Genomic DNA, 17,373 nt, shown 5'->3' with positions numbered 1-17,373 from the left:
GAAACTCGGGCGAAGCACGTTTTGACTATGTTACTTAGAAAAAGCTAGGCAGAAATTACGGTCACGGCGAGCAGTTCTTGACTCTGTTGCCGCAAACTCTAGCAATTCCCAAAATCAAAAGGCCAGGAACCAATCCTAGCCTTGAAGTGCAACAAAAAAGTTAGACAAAATTGATTATTTAAGCTACCAAGGTATGATTTCGGTATTCAACCGGAGTCATACCTTTTGTTTTTAAGGAGATACGTTGGTAATTAAAGTAATGAATGCATTGAGCTGAGAGTGATTTTAATTCAGCTAAGTCTTTACATGGTGGGAAACCATCTAATAACTCTGTCTTAAACAGGTGAAAGAAACTCTCCATTGGTGCGTTATCATGACAATTTCCCTTACGGGACATACTTTGAATAAAGTGATTATCAGCTAACTTTTGGGTATAGTACCCCAGTTGATAGTGCCACCCCTGATCAGAATGAATAATTGGTTGAGCATTATCAGGCAGCTTTGTACATAGCTCGTTGAGAGTAGCGGTAATCAACTGTCGATCAGGATGTTGACTCAATTGGAAGGCTAAAACTTCCTTACTGGCTTCATCGATAATTGAGGAAATATAAGCCCAACTGTGATTAGCTAAGCGAACTTGAGAAACATCTGTGTGGAGGACTTGATAAGGAATGGTGGCCTGAAATTGTTGTTTTAGTAGATTATCCGCAACTGTGCCCACATTACCTTCATAAGATGAGTATTTACCACTACGGTGGCGATTATACAGTGCCACTTGAACATCTAATTTCGCCATCAACTTGTTCACCGTCATGTCCGCCAAATGAATGCCCATTGCCCGCAGTTTTTGGTTCACGCGACGATAACCGTAGGTCCATCGTCCGCGGACTTGCCCTTCTTTAGCCACGCTAAGAATCACTTGCTTAACACTCGCATATTTATCATGATGGTTAGCGATGCGCTTGCGCTCATCATGGTAAGTAGCCTTAGGAAGGTTGATTTTATGGAGAATGTCACCAATCTTATAGCGATATTTCTTCGGTAGCGATGCTTGATCTGCCCTGATCTGATCAACTATTTGCGTTTTCTCTTTGCCTTGGAGGGTCCGAACAGGGCCAACGATTTTTTTAAGATGTCACGTTCCAATTTTGTGTCATAGAGTTCTTGGCTTTTCTTGGCAAGTTCTTCTTTTAAACGTTCCACTTCAGTCTTATTAGTAAGACGACGAAGTCGTTTCTTAGTATGTTTCACCTTTGACGGCCTACCTTTCGGGTGAGGTTTCAAGGCTTCAATACCATCTCGCTTGAACTGTGACCGCCAAAGTGAAATTTGGCACGCTTGCACGTCAAATCGAGCCGCTACTTTAACCATCGATTCCTCATGAGTTTGGTAGTAGTCTATCACACTCAACTTAAAATCTGCGGTAAGGGTTCGTGGATGACGACGCCGTTTCAAGGCGTCTATCCCACTTAAGCGATATCTTTGAATCCATTTCCTGATCAGTCGGCTACTGATACTGTATTTGCGCCCCAAGGCTCGAGAACTTTGTGGAGTAGTCAGATATTCGTGGACAATTTTAGCTTTAAAGTCAGGTTTGTATTTAGTCATAAAAAGTGCCTCACAATCGTTAGAACTTTTGTCTAACAATTATGAGGCACTTCACCTTTTTCAAATTCAAATGATTATTCTTCAAAAACTTTTTTCCCAGCCATCCAGGTCTCTTTAACCCGAACAGTTTGCAGTTCGTCATGGGGAACAGTGAAAATATCCTTGTTGAGGATGACAAAATCAGCTGCCTTACCTGCTTCCAATGTACCGTTATCGTCAAAGCCGCCAATTTTAGCACCATCACGAGTATAGCCAAGAACTGCTTGAGGAACAGTGATTGCTTCATCGGCATTTACAATGTCACCATTAGCTGCCTTCCTGGTGACAGCGGCATAAATACTGTAGAAGGGACTGTCAGGTTCAGCCCATGGGGTACATGGTGCGTCTGAACTTAACCCAAGCATTGCCTTGGAATTTAACATTGTCTTTACCCGATATGCTAGCTTGAATTGCTCAGCATTCAAATAATGACGATATGACTCATCTTCAGCAAAGAAGAAGATCGGTTGAGTTACTAAGGCATACTTCATTTTACTGTGAGCAATTTCAGCGAACATTTCATCACTCATTAGGGATGCGTGCTCAATCCGTACTGATGGCATTTCATCAAGCCATGGATCGAGATCCTTAGTAACATCGATAACGGTTTGGATAGCCTGATCGCCCATCGCGTGAACAGCTAACTGCAACTTGTTTTCACGCGCCATATTAACGGCACGAGTTAACTTTTCCTTCGATGTAAGGCTGACTCCCATTTTGCCTGATGGGTATGGATCGGCATTAAATGCTGTCTCACCAGAAATACTTCCATCCATGAAAACTTTAATTCCGGCAACACGGAGTTTAGCGTCACCACTTGGTTGAAGTCCCTTTTCAGGATCAATTTCATCAAAGACATAGTAAATTGATGCCTTAGGGGCAAAACCACCCTTAACCGCGTCCTGGTAGAGCTTAAGAGAGGTATATGGCTTCATCCGCCCCATCATTTCACCAATTGCAACGAGCCCATTAGCAAGGTAGTGTTCGGAACTCTTAACCATGTTCTGGACGTCGCCCTCATAACTTTGAGCAGACTTAGCGCGAATTAAAAGCTGAGATGCAGCAACTTCCCGCATGAAGCCGGTTGGTCGGCCGTCAGCGAACCGTTCGATCTTTCCGCCAACTGGGTCAGGCGTATTTTCATCAATTCCAGCGAGTTCAAGGGCCTTAGAATTACCAACAGAAGAATGACAGTCTGAACGGTAAATAAAAATCGGTTGAGTGGTTGAGACGGCATCAAGATCGTCCCGGTTAGGACTCCGGTGTTCGGCTAATTTGGTTTCGTCAAATCCCCATCCTTCGATCCAGACCTCTTCACCCTTACCATAGGCGGGAGATTTACGTAATGCTTCTTGCATTTCCTTAATACTGTTAACGTTTGGCGGAGTACAAGCGACACCATGTAATGCATCGGCAATGTATTTTGGATGCGTGTGGCAGTCGATCAATCCCGGAAGAACGGTTTGCCCTTGGAGATCAATTGTTTCTCCTTCTGGGACTGGATCATTGCCGATCCATTTAATTCGGCCGTTTTCAACAATCATGCCATTGGCAAAGTGATCTTCTGAATCGCCAACAAAAATATGACCGTTAATGTAGGTTTTCTTCATAGTAAAATTACCTCTCTTAGTACTTGTAATTTAGGTGGTGGTGCAATTTGCTAAAGAAATGATGATCAGACCAACCAATTAGGTAACCTTGGGTAAGAATGTTGTAAACCGTCCCAAAGTTAACGGCAACTAACTGGTGGGTCTCAATTACTGAGATGATGATTAAAATAATTGGCGGAATATAACTTGTCCATTGTGACCAAACAGCGGAACCATGCATAAAACGAAATCGTAAAATGTATGGGAAGTCATCATTCGGATGCATAATCAGGTTAGCTCGCTGGTAAAGTGAAACAGCGGCAGCAATACCAAATAACCCAATAATATCAAGAATGACACGAAACCAAATATTGAGATCAGGAACGCCAATATAATTGAAGAAGTCAGCAAATCCCTGGAGAATATAACTAAAAGGGATGATGTAAAGAAGATTCCGGATTAACCGAAAGTAGTCAAATTTTCTTAACAGAAGCAAATTAGTGATTGCAACAATAACTCCTTCAATTAACAGCATATTTCCTAGTGACCAGTGGAGCCAGTTACTAAGATTAGCAGCAGAGGCAGTCCAGATTGCACTTCCCATGTTTGTAGAAACGGTAAGACCGTTGGAACAGGCATTTAGCAAAATGGAAAATGCTAAAAAGCACCAGCGACCAGTGAGACTATTTGCCCATTGTTTGGTCAATTGTCAATTTCCTCCTTTGAAATAGACTATAGTAATATCCTACTTCTATTTACGCGAAAAATAAACCGCTTCCAAACAATGAATAAGTGAATAAATAATTGTTGATATAAAATAACTGTTCGGCTTTTGAGAAATGAAATTTAAATTTTACTAAGAAAAACCCTTAAAAATATGCTAAAGTAGAACAAGACATTTTTTAAGGAGTCTGATTTAAGGTGAAAAAATACCGAATTTCACGCCTAAGCATGGGGTGGCAAATTATGATTGGGCTAGTATTAGGGATTATCTGTGGGATGATCTTTTATCATAATACTGGTGCGATTAAGGTCATGCAGAGCCTAGGAACTATTTTTATTCGTTTGATCCAAATGATCGTTATGCCAATTGTTGTTTCTTGTTTAACAGTTGGGATTGCGAACATTGGTGATATTAAGAAATTAGGACGGATAGGTGGGAAAACCTTAATCTACTTTGAAGTTTTAACAACAATCGCCATTATTCTTGGGCTAGTAATCGGTAACATTACCCACCCGGGAACGTTTATTGATATTCATAAGCTTCATGCTACTGATATTTCACAGTACATGTCGAGCGCTAAAACTGCTTCGCATAATAGCGGCTTCTGGGAATTGATCCTTTCAATTATTCCAACAAACATTTTTAAATCAATGTCTGATGGGGATATGATGCCAGTAATCCTATTCTCAGTTCTCTTTGGTTTAGGGATTGCCGCAGTCGGTGAGAAAGCCAAAATTCTTATTGATGTGCTGAATGCGGTTGCCGAAGTAATGTTCAAGGTCACTAACTGGGTAATGAAGTTCGCGCCAATTGGGGTCTTTGGTCTGATTGGAATGACGATTGCCGAGATGGGAATTAGTGCGTTACTGCCATTAGGGTTGTTTATTGTTATTGCTTATATGACGATGATCATCTTTGTTGTGGTAATTTTGGGGATTACGGCCCACTTATTCCACTTGCGTTACTGGAAGACAATGCACGTTATTCTTGATGAAATTATCTTAGCCTTTACAACAGCGAGTTCTGAAGTTACGTTGCCACGTCTAATGGAGAAGACGCAAAAGATGGGTGTCAGCAAGGGAATTGTTTCCTTTGTTATTCCAACTGGGTATACTTTTAATCTTGATGGCTCAGCAATCTACCAGTCGTTAGCAGCATTATTCCTTGCTCAGGCATATGGGATTCACTTAACCTTTGCCCATCAGTTTACTTTATTGGTTGTCCTGATGATTACCAGTAAGGGGATGGCCGGTGTGCCAGGAGCATCCTTTGTTGTTCTTCTGGCGAGTGTTTCGACAATTGGTGTGCCGATTGCAGGATTAACCTTTATCGCTGGAATTGACCGGTTTGTTGATATGGGACGAACGGCCGTAAACGTTGTTGGTAATTCCATTGCAACTTTGGTCATCGGTGAATCCGAAAAAGAATTTAACCGTGACGAATATAATCACTACCTGGATACTTACGGTAAAAATTAGAGTGTGAGCAAGCTTCTGGCAAGCGGATCTCAGTTCTGATTAAAGAAGCCTAAGATTAGTTCAAAATGAATTTTTCACTTTGGACAAATCTTAGGCTTCTTTTAGAAGTGTTTAACGAAAATTTTGAGTATTCTGAATTTGCCATCAATGATTGAAATCTGTGGCAAGACGCCACATTGCTGATAGCCACACCTTTGAAAAAGTTTTTGACTGGGAAGGTTGTTTTCGTAAACGTAAGCAATCACGGTTTTAATATCAAGGTTATCGGTAATCTGCTGATCAATGAACTTTAAAATTTGTTTTCCGTAACCACGTCCTTGGGTATCAGGAGCTAAATAAATTGAGATTTCAGCAGAAAATTGATAAGCCTGGTGTGGGTAGAACTGACCAAGTGAGCACCAACCAATGATTATTGAATTACTGATTACTACCCAGATTGGGAAACGATCATTGAAATGGTTAAGCCATTCTTGGCGGCTATCGATAGTGATAGGCATTTCATCGTCAGTGATGTCATGGCTTGGAACTGCACTATTATAAATTGTAACGATTCTTGGCAGGTCATTTGGAGTTGCTCGACGAAAACGAAGCATTAGTAATCGCTCCTATTCCTGGGGATCGCTCAGTTGAACGCCGCGGTGATCAACGCTGGTACTAAAGACAATTTGGGTACTTGTCTTGCCAAAACGTTGTTGAATATCATTAATGAAGTCATCAAGATCAGTCGTTGACGGGAAAACTACTTCCATTACTTCGGAAAAGTCACCGGTGACACAGTTACATTCAATGACGTTTGGAATATTCTGAATATAAGGATAAAATTCTTTCTTTTGCCGAGGTTCAAGTTGAACTTGAATAAAAGCTTTAACATGGAAGTTAATTTTTTCGAGGTTAATATCTGCTTGATAGCCCTTGATAATACCGGAACGTTCCAACTTGCTAATTCTTGCCGCAATTGCAGGGGAAGAGATGAAACATTCTTTTGAGAGATCCTTTAGGGACGCTCGGGCGTTTGTTTGTAAAATATTGACAATTTTTCGATCGATTTTGTCCACGTTAATTACCTCATTTCAATTAGATGCAAAATTAGAATTAATTAAACATCCCTAATTAGATCTTAATATTATTTACCGTTGATTGTAATTGATTGCATGAAGCAAGTCAAATGCTTAATCAGTAGAGAATAATTGATAAAAGTGATAAATAATAATTGCATAGTTACAAGCACGGATTAATTAATGGTACAATAGTAGTTAATAAATGTAAGAGGTTGAACGGAGGGTTCGATTATGGATCAAGAATATGAAAACATCTTAGTCCCAATGGATGGCTCAAAGGAATCTGAATTAGCGTTGGGACGTGCAGTAGCGGTTGCTAAGCGTAATGGTAAGGCACATATTGACGTGTTAAACGTTATTGATACCCGTGCAATGGCTTATAATTTTGCTGGAATGTCTGATGGCAGTATTGCTTACCAACTGGTTGATAAGTCTAAGCAATACCTTGATGACGTTTTGAAGGGTGTTAAGGATAAGGAAAACTTTGATAATATTGATATCCACATTCGTTTAGGAAACCCAAAGACAATTATCGCGTTTGATTTTGTTCGGGATCACCACAACGATATGATTATGATGGGTGCCAGCGGTTTGTCACGGATGCAACGGGCTATTATGGGTTCTGTTACATCCTACGTTAAGCGGAATGCTCCCGTTGATGTTCTTGTCGTTCGTACGGCGGTGGATCAGGTAAAATAGAGTGTGAGTCGTGACGAATTAGCAACTGAGCACTAGAAAATCCCGGACGATGATTGTTTACAATCAAGGACGGGATAGCTAGGCGGAAGTTGCGGTCACGACGAACATATTTTGACTTGGTTGCAGTAGAAGTACCAGATCTTGACTATGTTGCCAAGAACACATAACCCAATAAATAAAGAGTACGGAGTCAAACCCGTAATTCACTGAATTACAATTTTGACTTCGTACTCTTTTTACATTCAGGACCTAATTAAACAGACGATTGCATCCAGAAACATCCCAATTGCCATTAGATCCATTGCAGGCATCATCTTATTCATAAACGTTAAAATGAGGACAATTGCCCACAGAATAACGAAAAACCAGGCAATGATTTTATCTTTAGTCATATTAGCACCTCCGTTCTTGATTATAGAACTAAAAAAGAGTAGCGAGAATTTTCTCGCTACTCTTTTTGAATTATAAAGGATTAGATTTACTTTTCTTGATCCTTCTTTGTAACTTCCATAACGTTATCAGTGGTTGTAACTTCTTGGTTAGCAGAAATCAATTGCTTGAAGTTAAATTCTTCACTGTTAGTAACGGTAACGATAACGGTATCGTCAAGACCGGCTTTCTTAATAGTTGGGTCCCAGAATTCCATTAATTCGTCACCCTTAGCAACGTGTTGTCCCTTGTGGAAGTAGGTAACAAATCCAGTACCGTGTAATTTAACGGTATCAATACCAACGTGGATTAACAACGCAATGCCATTATCAGAAACTAAACCAACGGCGTGGCGGGTTGAGAAGGTTGCACGAACAGTACCGCTGAATGGTGCGTAAACCTTACCATCAGATGGCTTGATGGCAAATCCTTGGCCCATGCTTCCGTTAGCAAAGGCAGGGTCGCTAACATTCTTCAGGTCAACGACAGTACCAGCAACCGGAGCAGGAATTTCCGTTACACCAGGCTTAGAAGTTGATACTGATTCATCTTCATCAGCAATGATTGTTCCTTCATCATCGCTCTTGTTAAGCTCTTTGCCCCAAGTTTGTTCAAGTTCAGCAACAATCTTAGCGTGCATCTTTTCGTCCAACTTAACCTTAGTGGCAAAGATAATAACGGAAATGGCAAGCATGATTGCTGGTGCAAGGAACATAACAAGCTTAAATGTTGTTACACCTGATGCAGAAAGTGATGATGCAGTAGCTCCAGCAGTCATTCCGGCGGCAATTGCAGTAGGTCCGATGATCCAACCAGAAACGGCACCAGCGAATTTATCAAGCAAAGGCCGAACTGAAAGAGTTAATGATTCATCACGGTGTCCTAACTTTAATTGACCATATTCAACTGAATCAGTAATTGTCATTAAGACGACTAAGAAGACAAGTGGTTGTGGAATAAAGAATAATTCAGCACCAATTAGAACCATTACTAAAGAATGACCAGCAAAGGCAAAGATTAGTAATCCTAGTGCTAACATACTGATGGAACCATAGAATAACTTCCGCCGACTAATCTTATTAGTAAACATTGGGAAAGTAAGAACTGAGATAACACCGACAACCGTGTTCAAACCACCAAGGATTGAGAAGGCCTTGGCATTACCGAGAATATATGTGAAGTAGTAAAGTTCCATACTGTTAACAAGCGTAATCCCGGTTGTGTAGAACAAGTAGGACATTGCAATGGAGAATAGTTGATCGTTCTTAACAAGAACCTTGAAAACATCCTTAAGTTTAGTCTGTTCCTTGTTTTCACGAAGTAATGATTGTTGTTCGTGGGTTCCTAAACCAACACCAACAGCAGTAATGGCAGCGATGGCAGCGATAATTGCAGCAAAGATAAACCAACCACGGTCATCACCGGTACCGCCATTTTGGTTAGCAGAGAAGAATAGGACCATTGGCATAATAACAAAACCAACAATCTGACCACCAACAGTTGAACCAACCCGGGCAAAGGTAGCAATCTTATCACGTTCATGTGAATTGAATGATAAGGCTGGAAGCATTGACCAGAAACCAACATCGTTGAATGAATAGAAGATATCCATAATGATGTATAAGATGGCGAAAATAATTAAGTAAAGATAAGGGCTAGAAACGTTTAAGCCACCTAGTGGGGTGAAAAGTGCTGCTAAGATAACAGCAGAAATAATTCCACCACCAACAACCCAAGGCTTGAATTTACCCCAACGAGTATGGGTCCGATCAATCGCATTCCCGATCATTGGATCAATTAACAATTCGATAATCCGGAGAACCGCAATAATTGTGGTAATCCATAGAATCATGTGATCGTTGAACGCTTTGTTACCGGAATGGAATAAGTGTCCAGTAACATACATAATAAAGTAAGTAGAGAGTAAGGCATAGAAGGCATCGTGTCCAAATGCACCCATTGAGTAGGCGAAACGGGCACGACCAACATGTTCTTGACTCTTAGAACTATTGTTCATTGTAGACTCCCCTTTTCTGCATCAACATTTATAATAACTTACAGCCATTATGTTAAGCGCTTTCATAAAAGATGTCAATATTCTTTTAGTAAATTTTTACGAAAAAATTTGCTAAATAATTTGCTCATTAGGTAAAAAATGTTCAATTGGTATAGTGCTAATAGGCGAAATATAACAGGCAACAATGACTTAGTGATAATAAAATGACTAGGAAGAGTGAGCAATTAGTAAATATTTATTTAATGATGAACAAAAAGGACTTATGATGATTTCATCATAAGTCCTTAATTTAATGGAACTTCGATTAAATTATTGTTCTTCGTACCAGCTGTAGTGGTAGTTACCAGGACGATCTGTCCGTTCGTAGGTATGAGCACCAAAGTAATCCCGTTGTGCTTGTAGTAAGTTTGCGGGAAGGACTTCAGCACGGAATGAGTCGTAGTAACTAATAGCAGCACTTAATGATGGAACTGGTACACCAGCCTTTACGGCAAGTGAAACAACGTCCCGAATAGCCTTTTGGTACTTCTTGGCAATGTCTTTGAAGTAGTCATCAAATAAGAGATTCTTCAAATCAGGGTTCTTTGTGAAGGCATCGGTAATATTTTGTAAGAATTGGGCCCGAATAATGCAACCAGCACGCCAAATTTGGGCTAATTCACCGTATTGGAGGTTCCAATCGTAACGTTCAGAATCGATCCGCATTTGTTCGAATCCTTGAGCGTAACTCATTACCTTACCGAAGTAGAGAGCTTGACGAATCTTTTCAACAAGTTCTTCCTTGTTGTCAATTGAAATGGCTTCAGTATCAACAGGTAATTCCTTACTTGCTTGAACCCGTTCCTTCTTCATCATTGAGATGTAACGAGCATAAACGGCTTCGGTAATAACAGATTGTGGTGCACCACCGTCAAGGGCAGTTTCAGAACTCCACTTACCAGTTCCTTTATTAGCACCACGGTCAAGAATCATATCAACAATTGGCTTACTCTTATCATCGCCAAGGTCATCTTTTCGGGTAAGAATGTCAGCAGTAATATCAACAAGATAGCTGGAAAGTTCACCTTTGTTCCATTCAGCAAAGGTTTTAGCAATATCGTCAACTGGCATCTTTAAGACGTTCCGCATGATATTGTAACTTTCATCGATCAGTTCTTCGTCACCGTATTCGATTCCGTTGTGAACCATCTTAACGTAGTGACCGGCACCGTTAGGACCAATGTAAGCAACACATGGCTTGCCGTCTTCTTCAGCTTTAGCAGCGATCTTAGTAAGAATTGGTTCTACCAAGTCATAAGCTTCTTTTTGACCACCAGGCATTAATGATGGACCATAGAGGGCACCTAATTCACCACCAGATACACCCATACCAATGAAGTTGATTCCGGACTTATCTAACTTAGCATTCCGCGCCATTGTGTCATGGAAGTTAGTGTTACCACCATCAATTAAAACATCACCCTTATCAAGTAATGGTAATAATTCATCGATAACAGCATCAGTAGCCTTACCAGCCTTAACCATCATCAGGATCCGACGAGGCTTTTCTAGTGAGTTAACAAAGTCTTCAATTGTGTAACTTGGCACTAATTTTTTATCACCGTGATCACGGATCATTTCATCAGTTCGGTTACGGTGACGATTATAAACGCCAACAGTAAAACCGCGACTTTCAATGTTTAAGGCGAGGTTCTTACCCATAACAGCTAAACCAACAACACCAATTTGTGCTTTTTGATCTGACATATTCTTACACTCCTTAGCTAATCTTGTGTTTATTTTCACAATAATTATTATACAGCAAACGACTATGAAAGTAAAAACAAAAAAGGCCAAGAAGAAAATTATTTTTGAAGTGCCTCATAATTGTTAGACAAAAGTTCTAACGATTGTGAGGCACTTTTTATGACTAAATACAAACCTGACTTTAAAGCTAAAATTGTCCACGAATATCTGACTACTCCACAAAGTTCTCGAGCCTTGGGGCGCAAATACAGTATCAGTAGCCGACTGATCAGGAAATGGATTCAAAGATATCGCTTAAGTGGGATAGACGCCTTGAAACGGCGTCGTCATCCACGAACCCTTACCGCAGATTTTAAGTTGAGTGTGATAGACTACTACCAAACTCATGAGGAATCGATGGTTAAAGTAGCGGCTCGATTTGACGTGCAAGCGTGCCAAATTTCACTTTGGCGGTCACAGTTCAAGCGAGATGGTATTGAAGCCTTGAAACCTCACCCGAAAGGTAGGCCGTCAAAGGTGAAACATACTAAGAAACGACTTCGTCGTCTTACTAATAAGACTGAAGTGGAACGTTTAAAAGAAGAACTTGCCAAGAAAAGCCAAGAACTCTATGACACAAAATTGGAACGTGACATCTTAAAAAAATCGTTGGCCCTGTTCGGACCCTCCAAGGCAAAGAGAAAACGCAAATAGTTGATCAGATCAGGGCAGATCAAGCATCGCTACCGAAGAAATATCGCTATAAGATTGGTGACATTCTCCATAAAATCAACCTTCCTAAGGCTACTTACCATGATGAGCGCAAGCGCATCGCTAACCATCATGATAAATATGCGAGTGTTAAGCAAGTGATTCTTAGCGTGGCTAAAGAAGGGCAAGTCCGCGGACGATGGACCTACGGTTATCGTCGCGTGAACCAAAAACTGCGGGCAATGGGCATTCATTTGGCGGACATGACGGTGAACAAGTTGATGGCGAAATTAGATGTTCAAGTGGCACTGTATAATCGCCACCGTAGTGGTAAATACTCATCTTATGAAGGTAATGTGGGCACAGTTGCGGATAATCTACTAAAACAACAATTTCAGGCCACCATTCCTTATCAAGTCCTCCACACAGATGTTTCTCAAGTTCGCTTAGCTAATCACAGTTGGGCTTATATTTCCTCAATTATCGATGAAGCCAGTAAGGAAGTTTTAGCCTTCCAATTGAGTCAACATCCTGATCGACAGTTGATTACCGCTACTCTCAACGAGCTATGTACAAAGCTGCCTGATAATGCTCAACCAATTATTCATTCTGATCAGGGGTGGCACTATCAACTGGGGTACTATACCCAAAAGTTAGCTGATAATCACTTTATTCAAAGTATGTCCCGTAAGGGAAATTGTCATGATAACGCACCAATGGAGAGTTTCTTTCACCTGTTTAAGACAGAGTTATTAGATGGTTTCCCACCATGTAAAGACTTAGCTGAATTAAAATCACTCTCAGCTCAATACATTCATTACTTTAATTACCAACGTATCTCCTTAAAAACAAAAGGTATGACTCCGGTTGAATACCGAAATCATACCTTGGTAGCTTAAATAATCAATTTTGTCTAACTTTTTTGTTGCACTTCAGTGGTTTTACTGAAAGTTGGATTCTTTATTTTTCTTTAATATTAAAATTTAATCTTTAAATACATCTTCTAATTTTCCTGATAATGAAATCTTATCAAGACCGTTAGTTAATTCATAATGATCATCATCGACTTTACTGTCACGGTAGCCGGCACGTGAGAAAGCAGCCACTAGCTTGGTCATGAATTTTTGTCCTGATTGGGCTGATTCGTAAATCATATTATCAATGTACATTGGTAGATCGGGACTCTTACGAATTAAGGTAATTAAGTAAACTTGTTGTTCAGTCTTACTAATTTCTGAAGTGTTTTGCATTAGTGACATTCTAATCCCCTCCTGTAGTTAATTATACTTTATATCTTTTAATAGTAATAGCCAATATAAAAGTGTCAATTACTGAGAAGAAATTTAAGAAGTGGAAACCGGTTAGCTAATCAGAAATACTTAATATTATTAATTATTTAAATGAATTGGTTACATAATCTTCTTATTTTAATGCTAAATTTAAACTACTATTTTAAGAAAGGACGGTGGAACTGATGAATGAAAAGCTAAACCAGCTAATGAGAATCTTAGATCTGGATGCTTCACCTAAGCAACGATTAAGGATGATACTTAATGATGAGTTTGCTGCTTCAGTCGATCAAAATGACTTTCTCCAAATAGATCCCAGCTATTTAAAACTAGAGATTTCTCCACGATCACCGTTTTTTGTTAAATTTCGCCAATTAGTAATCGATGCTTACTCAACTTCTCGTGGATTGAAAGAAGATGAACTCGGAAGAAAAATCCACCTTTTTCGCAGTTATCTTGACTTGTTTTATTTAAACTATATTCGTCAATATTCTGGTCAAAATGACTTTCAACGGTTATTAAACTTTGCTCACAGACAAAAAATACGATTAGATTACGAGACTGTTAGTAATTATCATAATCGAACGCAAAATGATGTTTTTTATCCTCGTAATATGAAAGTTCAACTAATGCGTAATTCTTGGCGGCTTCGTAATAATCCTGCGCGAATGATTGAATTTATTATTAATATCGATCGGGGCGAGTTTATTAGTGAGTGGAATTCATATAAGGTAACTACAGACGGTAAAGTTGATAGCAATCCCGCACATTACTCAATTGCAAAATTAGAATCAATTGCCAATACTGAATCATTTAACTATGGGATTCCCCATGGTAACTATTTTGTTTATCCGCATCTCCGAAAAACTCATTATTATCTTGATGTTCAACAGCCTAAAGATAGTCTCCTCCGCCAACGGGCCAAGAAAATTTATCGATCACCAAGGGGATATCGTCAGGGCGGCAGTTTCGCGGATCTGATTAAGGCAGGGGGAGTCAAGGATGCGAAAGCTTGGCAGCAAGTACCGTTTTCACGGCGAGCGGAAGTTTATTCGTCGTTCATTGAACACTTAGCACAATCGAACATGCCTAATTGGGGAATCAATTATTATCTAAGTTCAACGATCCAGTATCAGCAGTACGCTGTGGTTTAGGAAACAGTTATCTGCCAACCAATTATGATTTATCAAAAGAAGCGTTGTATACTAATATTAAATCTTAATTGGAGGGTAACCAATGAAAACGCAAAGTGTTAGTAAGCTGATGATTGCTGGGCTGGCATTGCTGTTAGCAGGTTGTGGTAGTCAACAGGCAAGTCAGGTTAAGGATTCCTCTTCTTCCAACAGTAGCAGTTTGTTAGTAGCAAAGAGTAACGAAAAGGTCAGCACTGATAACCTTTCACCACAACAAGCGGTGAGCCTGATTGCGACTTATGCCGGGAACAAGTATGGTGATGATTGGGCAACTATGGCAAAGAAAGCTCAAAAGCAGGGCCTTCAAGTCAACCTATACCCAACCAGTAAATATAAGTTAAGCGATAATGATCAAGGAGTTGCTTATGATGTAACCGCTGGTGGCAAATCAACCGGGTTAGTTTACACCATCAATAAGGACAACACTGTTAATATTTACCAGAATGTTAAAGCAGGGAAACTTAGTCACAAACTAGCAACAATTAGTAAGCAAGACATGGCTTCCTACGTTAACCGCCAGGGTCAAGCAAAGCTAGTAGGTGATTTAGCAAAGAATGCCCAAGTAATTGATAAACAATCCGGCAGTCAATCAAGCTCAACTAGCAGTTCGGAATCTACGGGGCATCAATATGGTCGTCAAGAAGCAGTTACCGTTCCAGCAGAAATGCAAGGAACTTGGTACAGCTCAGATTATGATTCAAACAGTAAGATTACTTTTAGCAAGAACGCAATCCTGGGTGAAGATGGTCAACAATACCACCTTTACAAGCAGGATCCAAACTTCCTTGCTGGGGATACTCCTAGTACTAGTGTCCAAAACGCAACCCGATACTGGTCAAGTGCTCGGTTTGTGGATGTTCACGGCTTGCACTTTCTTAATGTTCGTGGTTGGTGCCAAACCGCTGGGGATGGTTCCTCGTATGCAATTCATACCGAAACCGTTAATGGTAAGCAAGTCAAAGTTCTCGTGGTTGCTGAAGGAGCTGGATACTGGACGTCAGGCGTTTACTATCAGAATCCACAACTGGCTAAGCAACAAGCAGACAAGAAATTTGATGATCTTCACTACATGGAAGACGATGATTAATTAGTAGAAACAATCTTTGGGATGGCCCAATTCCTGAGATTGTTTTTTTATTATTGAAATTAAAATAGTCAAGTTTGACCGGGAGAACTATAATGAGACTGAATAAAGTCATTGGAGGGATTATCGATGAGTGAACCAAAAGTGATCAATCATTATTTTTATGATGAAGCGGCATATGACTACCATGACGGTGGTTACGTTCCACTTGAAGAACCGCAGACGCCAGAAAAGCCGTTAAATATTCCGGAAATTTTGAAACCTGATAAGGAAACAGCGACTGATATGTACTACACAATCGTTGCCCAAATGGGTGAAGTCCAGTTGATGCCGGGAGAAAAGACTAAGACGTGGGGCTATAACGCACCGCTTTTAGGAAAAACGGTGGTATTTAAGAAGGGGAAGACAATTCACCTTCATTTAGTTAATCACTTACCAGAAGTTACCACTTTTCACTGGCATGGGTTAGCAATTCCGGGGCCAATTGAGGATGGGGGATGTCATGCACCAGTGTACCCAGGTGAGAGTCGTGACGTTACTTTTAAGATCGACCAGCCTGCCGCCTTTGTTTGGCTCCATGCGCACCCGTGTCCATCAACTGCCGAGCAAGTCTGGCATGGGCTTGCTGCTGGAGCAATTGTTCAAGATGACCACGAAAGCAGCCTTCCATTGCCGCGGAACTATGGGGTTGATGATATTCCAGTTATTTTACAAGACCGGCGTTTCCATGAGGATAATCAATGGAATTACCGTGAAGACTATGATCCAGATGGTGTTGCCGGGCCAACGCCAATGATTAATGGAACAATTAATCCGTACTTTGACGTTACAACACAGAAAGTTCGGTTACGGTTTTTGAATGGAGCCAACCGGCGGGAATTCCGTTTGCATTTTAGTGATGATCTTGAATTTACGCAAATTGCTGGTGATTTAAGCTTGCTTCCTCACCCAGTAAAAATGACGAAACTCCTGATTATCTGTGCGGAACGGCAAGAAATTATCGTTGATTTTGGCAAATATAAGCCAGGAGATGTCGTAACGCTTTACTCTGATGATGTTCCGCTATTACGTTTTCGGATTCATGAATTTCAGCCGGATACCACTGTACTTCCCGAAACGTTATTTGAAACACCAGATCCAGCTGTTGATAAGGATCTTCCTGTTCACCATGTTACCCTTGATGGGATGGACGAAGCCGTTGCGATGAACGGCAAGAAGTTTAAGATGGACCGGATTGACTATAAGATGCCAATGGGCAAGGTTCAACTATGGGATATTTGTAACACTAATCCAGCACCAGGGATGATTCACCCTTATCACATGCACGGGACAGCATTCAAAGTTGTTTCGCGGAATGGTCATGCCCCATATCCAAATGAGTTAGGATTGAAGGATACGGTTGCCATTAATCCTGGTGAACATGTGGTTATTAAAGTTTGGTTCCATGTTTCTGGAGTTTTTATGTATCACTGCCACATTATTGAACATGAAGATGGTGGAATGATGGCCCAACTTCAGGTAATTGATCCGGCAAACCCTGATAAGAAGTACCACTTAATGAATCATATGACGTTGATGAAGGCCTTTGCTGAGGAGCGACACGTTTCAATGGATTAACTATGGCTCGGCGGAATGGATTCGTATAAAAAGATGGGTGAAGAAATGTAGAAAAAAGTGGAAAAAGATCGTTCACTTTTAAAAAAGAAGACTACAATAGGAAGTGAAAGGAA

The 17,373-nt window shown here is 40.4% G+C and carries 17 protein-coding genes; 7 read left to right on the top strand and 10 right to left on the bottom strand.

Annotated features, from left to right (window positions below):
- Positions 1-178 precede the first annotated feature (178 nt).
- The 4 genes from PRK60_RS08635 to PRK60_RS08620 form a co-directional block, all read right to left on the bottom strand.
- Positions 179-1,066, bottom strand: a complete 888-nt coding sequence (locus PRK60_RS08635) for an IS3 family transposase (protein ID WP_273646448.1) — start codon at positions 1,064-1,066, stop codon at positions 179-181.
- 8 nt (positions 1,067-1,074) lie between these two features.
- A complete protein-coding gene (locus PRK60_RS08630) occupies positions 1,075-1,608 on the bottom strand; it encodes a helix-turn-helix domain-containing protein (RefSeq protein ID WP_102169382.1) in 534 nt (177 codons plus the stop codon).
- A 74-nt stretch (positions 1,609-1,682) separates the two neighbouring features.
- On the bottom strand, positions 1,683-3,257 hold the full coding sequence (locus tag PRK60_RS08625; protein ID WP_102167906.1) for an amidohydrolase: 1,575 nt from the start codon (positions 3,255-3,257) through the stop codon (positions 1,683-1,685).
- Positions 3,258-3,273: 16 nt separating this feature from the next.
- Entirely contained in the window at positions 3,274-3,942 is a 669-nt protein-coding gene (locus tag PRK60_RS08620) for a YczE/YyaS/YitT family protein (protein ID WP_102167905.1), read from the bottom strand.
- A gap of 215 nt (positions 3,943-4,157) precedes the next feature.
- On the opposite strand from PRK60_RS08620, the gene PRK60_RS08615 reads away from it, so the two are divergent.
- Complete coding sequence (locus PRK60_RS08615) at positions 4,158-5,438, top strand: dicarboxylate/amino acid:cation symporter (RefSeq protein ID WP_102167904.1); 1,281 nt, start codon at positions 4,158-4,160, stop codon at positions 5,436-5,438.
- A 101-nt stretch (positions 5,439-5,539) separates the two neighbouring features.
- On the opposite strand, the gene PRK60_RS08610 is transcribed toward PRK60_RS08615, so the two are convergent.
- A complete protein-coding gene (locus tag PRK60_RS08610; protein ID WP_273645985.1) occupies positions 5,540-6,031 on the bottom strand; it encodes a GNAT family N-acetyltransferase in 492 nt (163 codons plus the stop codon).
- 12 nt (positions 6,032-6,043) lie between these two features.
- The gene (locus PRK60_RS08605) at positions 6,044-6,493 is read right to left on the bottom strand and encodes an Lrp/AsnC family transcriptional regulator (RefSeq protein ID WP_003716441.1); all 450 of its coding nucleotides are present in this window, start codon (positions 6,491-6,493) and stop codon (positions 6,044-6,046) included.
- A 234-nt stretch (positions 6,494-6,727) separates the two neighbouring features.
- Between PRK60_RS08605 and PRK60_RS08600 the strand changes: the two genes are divergently transcribed.
- A complete protein-coding gene (locus PRK60_RS08600) occupies positions 6,728-7,195 on the top strand; it encodes a universal stress protein (RefSeq protein ID WP_102167902.1) in 468 nt (155 codons plus the stop codon).
- A 242-nt stretch (positions 7,196-7,437) separates the two neighbouring features.
- Here the strand turns inward: PRK60_RS08600 and PRK60_RS08595 are convergent, their stop codons facing one another.
- The 3 genes from PRK60_RS08595 to gndA all read right to left on the bottom strand — a co-directional run bounded on the left by PRK60_RS08595 (position 7,438) and on the right by gndA (position 11,387).
- Positions 7,438-7,587, bottom strand: coding sequence for a hypothetical protein (locus tag PRK60_RS08595; protein WP_178695993.1), 150 nt, complete (start codon positions 7,585-7,587; stop codon positions 7,438-7,440).
- A gap of 86 nt (positions 7,588-7,673) precedes the next feature.
- Positions 7,674-9,641, bottom strand: coding sequence for a sugar MFS transporter (locus PRK60_RS08590; protein ID WP_102167901.1), 1,968 nt, complete (start codon positions 9,639-9,641; stop codon positions 7,674-7,676).
- A gap of 309 nt (positions 9,642-9,950) precedes the next feature.
- Positions 9,951-11,387: an NADP-dependent phosphogluconate dehydrogenase gene (gene gndA, locus PRK60_RS08585; protein ID WP_273645984.1), complete on the bottom strand. Its 1,437-nt coding sequence runs from the start codon at positions 11,385-11,387 to the stop codon at positions 9,951-9,953.
- 159 nt (positions 11,388-11,546) lie between these two features.
- Here gndA and PRK60_RS08580 point away from each other — a divergent pair, with 159 nt between their 5' ends.
- Together PRK60_RS08580 and PRK60_RS08575 are read left to right on the top strand one after the other, a co-directional pair.
- Positions 11,547-12,080 carry a helix-turn-helix domain-containing protein gene (locus PRK60_RS08580; RefSeq protein WP_102169382.1) on the top strand — a complete coding sequence of 178 codons (534 nt, stop codon included), beginning with the start codon at positions 11,547-11,549 and terminating at the stop codon, positions 12,078-12,080.
- Entirely contained in the window at positions 12,032-12,976 is a 945-nt protein-coding gene (locus tag PRK60_RS08575; protein WP_144356498.1) for an IS3 family transposase, read from the top strand. The genes PRK60_RS08580 and PRK60_RS08575 overlap by 49 nt, the downstream gene beginning before the upstream one ends.
- 84 nt (positions 12,977-13,060) lie before the next feature.
- Here the strand turns inward: PRK60_RS08575 and PRK60_RS08570 are convergent, their stop codons facing one another.
- Entirely contained in the window at positions 13,061-13,336 is a 276-nt protein-coding gene (locus PRK60_RS08570) for a hypothetical protein (protein ID WP_102169571.1), read from the bottom strand.
- Between the two features lie 215 nt (positions 13,337-13,551).
- Here PRK60_RS08570 and PRK60_RS08565 point away from each other — a divergent pair, with 215 nt between their 5' ends.
- From PRK60_RS08565 to PRK60_RS08555, 3 genes are all read left to right on the top strand, one after another.
- Positions 13,552-14,520, top strand: coding sequence for a DUF3114 domain-containing protein (locus tag PRK60_RS08565; protein ID WP_273645983.1), 969 nt, complete (start codon positions 13,552-13,554; stop codon positions 14,518-14,520).
- 82 nt (positions 14,521-14,602) lie between these two features.
- Positions 14,603-15,646 carry a hypothetical protein gene (locus tag PRK60_RS08560; protein ID WP_273645982.1) on the top strand — a complete coding sequence of 348 codons (1,044 nt, stop codon included), beginning with the start codon at positions 14,603-14,605 and terminating at the stop codon, positions 15,644-15,646.
- 126 nt (positions 15,647-15,772) lie between these two features.
- Positions 15,773-17,260: a multicopper oxidase family protein gene (locus PRK60_RS08555; protein ID WP_273645981.1), complete on the top strand. Its 1,488-nt coding sequence runs from the start codon at positions 15,773-15,775 to the stop codon at positions 17,258-17,260.
- The last annotated feature ends 113 nt before the right edge of the window (positions 17,261-17,373 follow it).

It is taken from the genome of Limosilactobacillus portuensis (assembly GCF_028607025.1).
GTDB classification, from domain to species: domain Bacteria; phylum Bacillota; class Bacilli; order Lactobacillales; family Lactobacillaceae; genus Limosilactobacillus; species Limosilactobacillus portuensis.
Note: the sequence above shows the minus strand (reverse complement) of the source record. Positions and strands in the feature narration are given on the sequence as shown.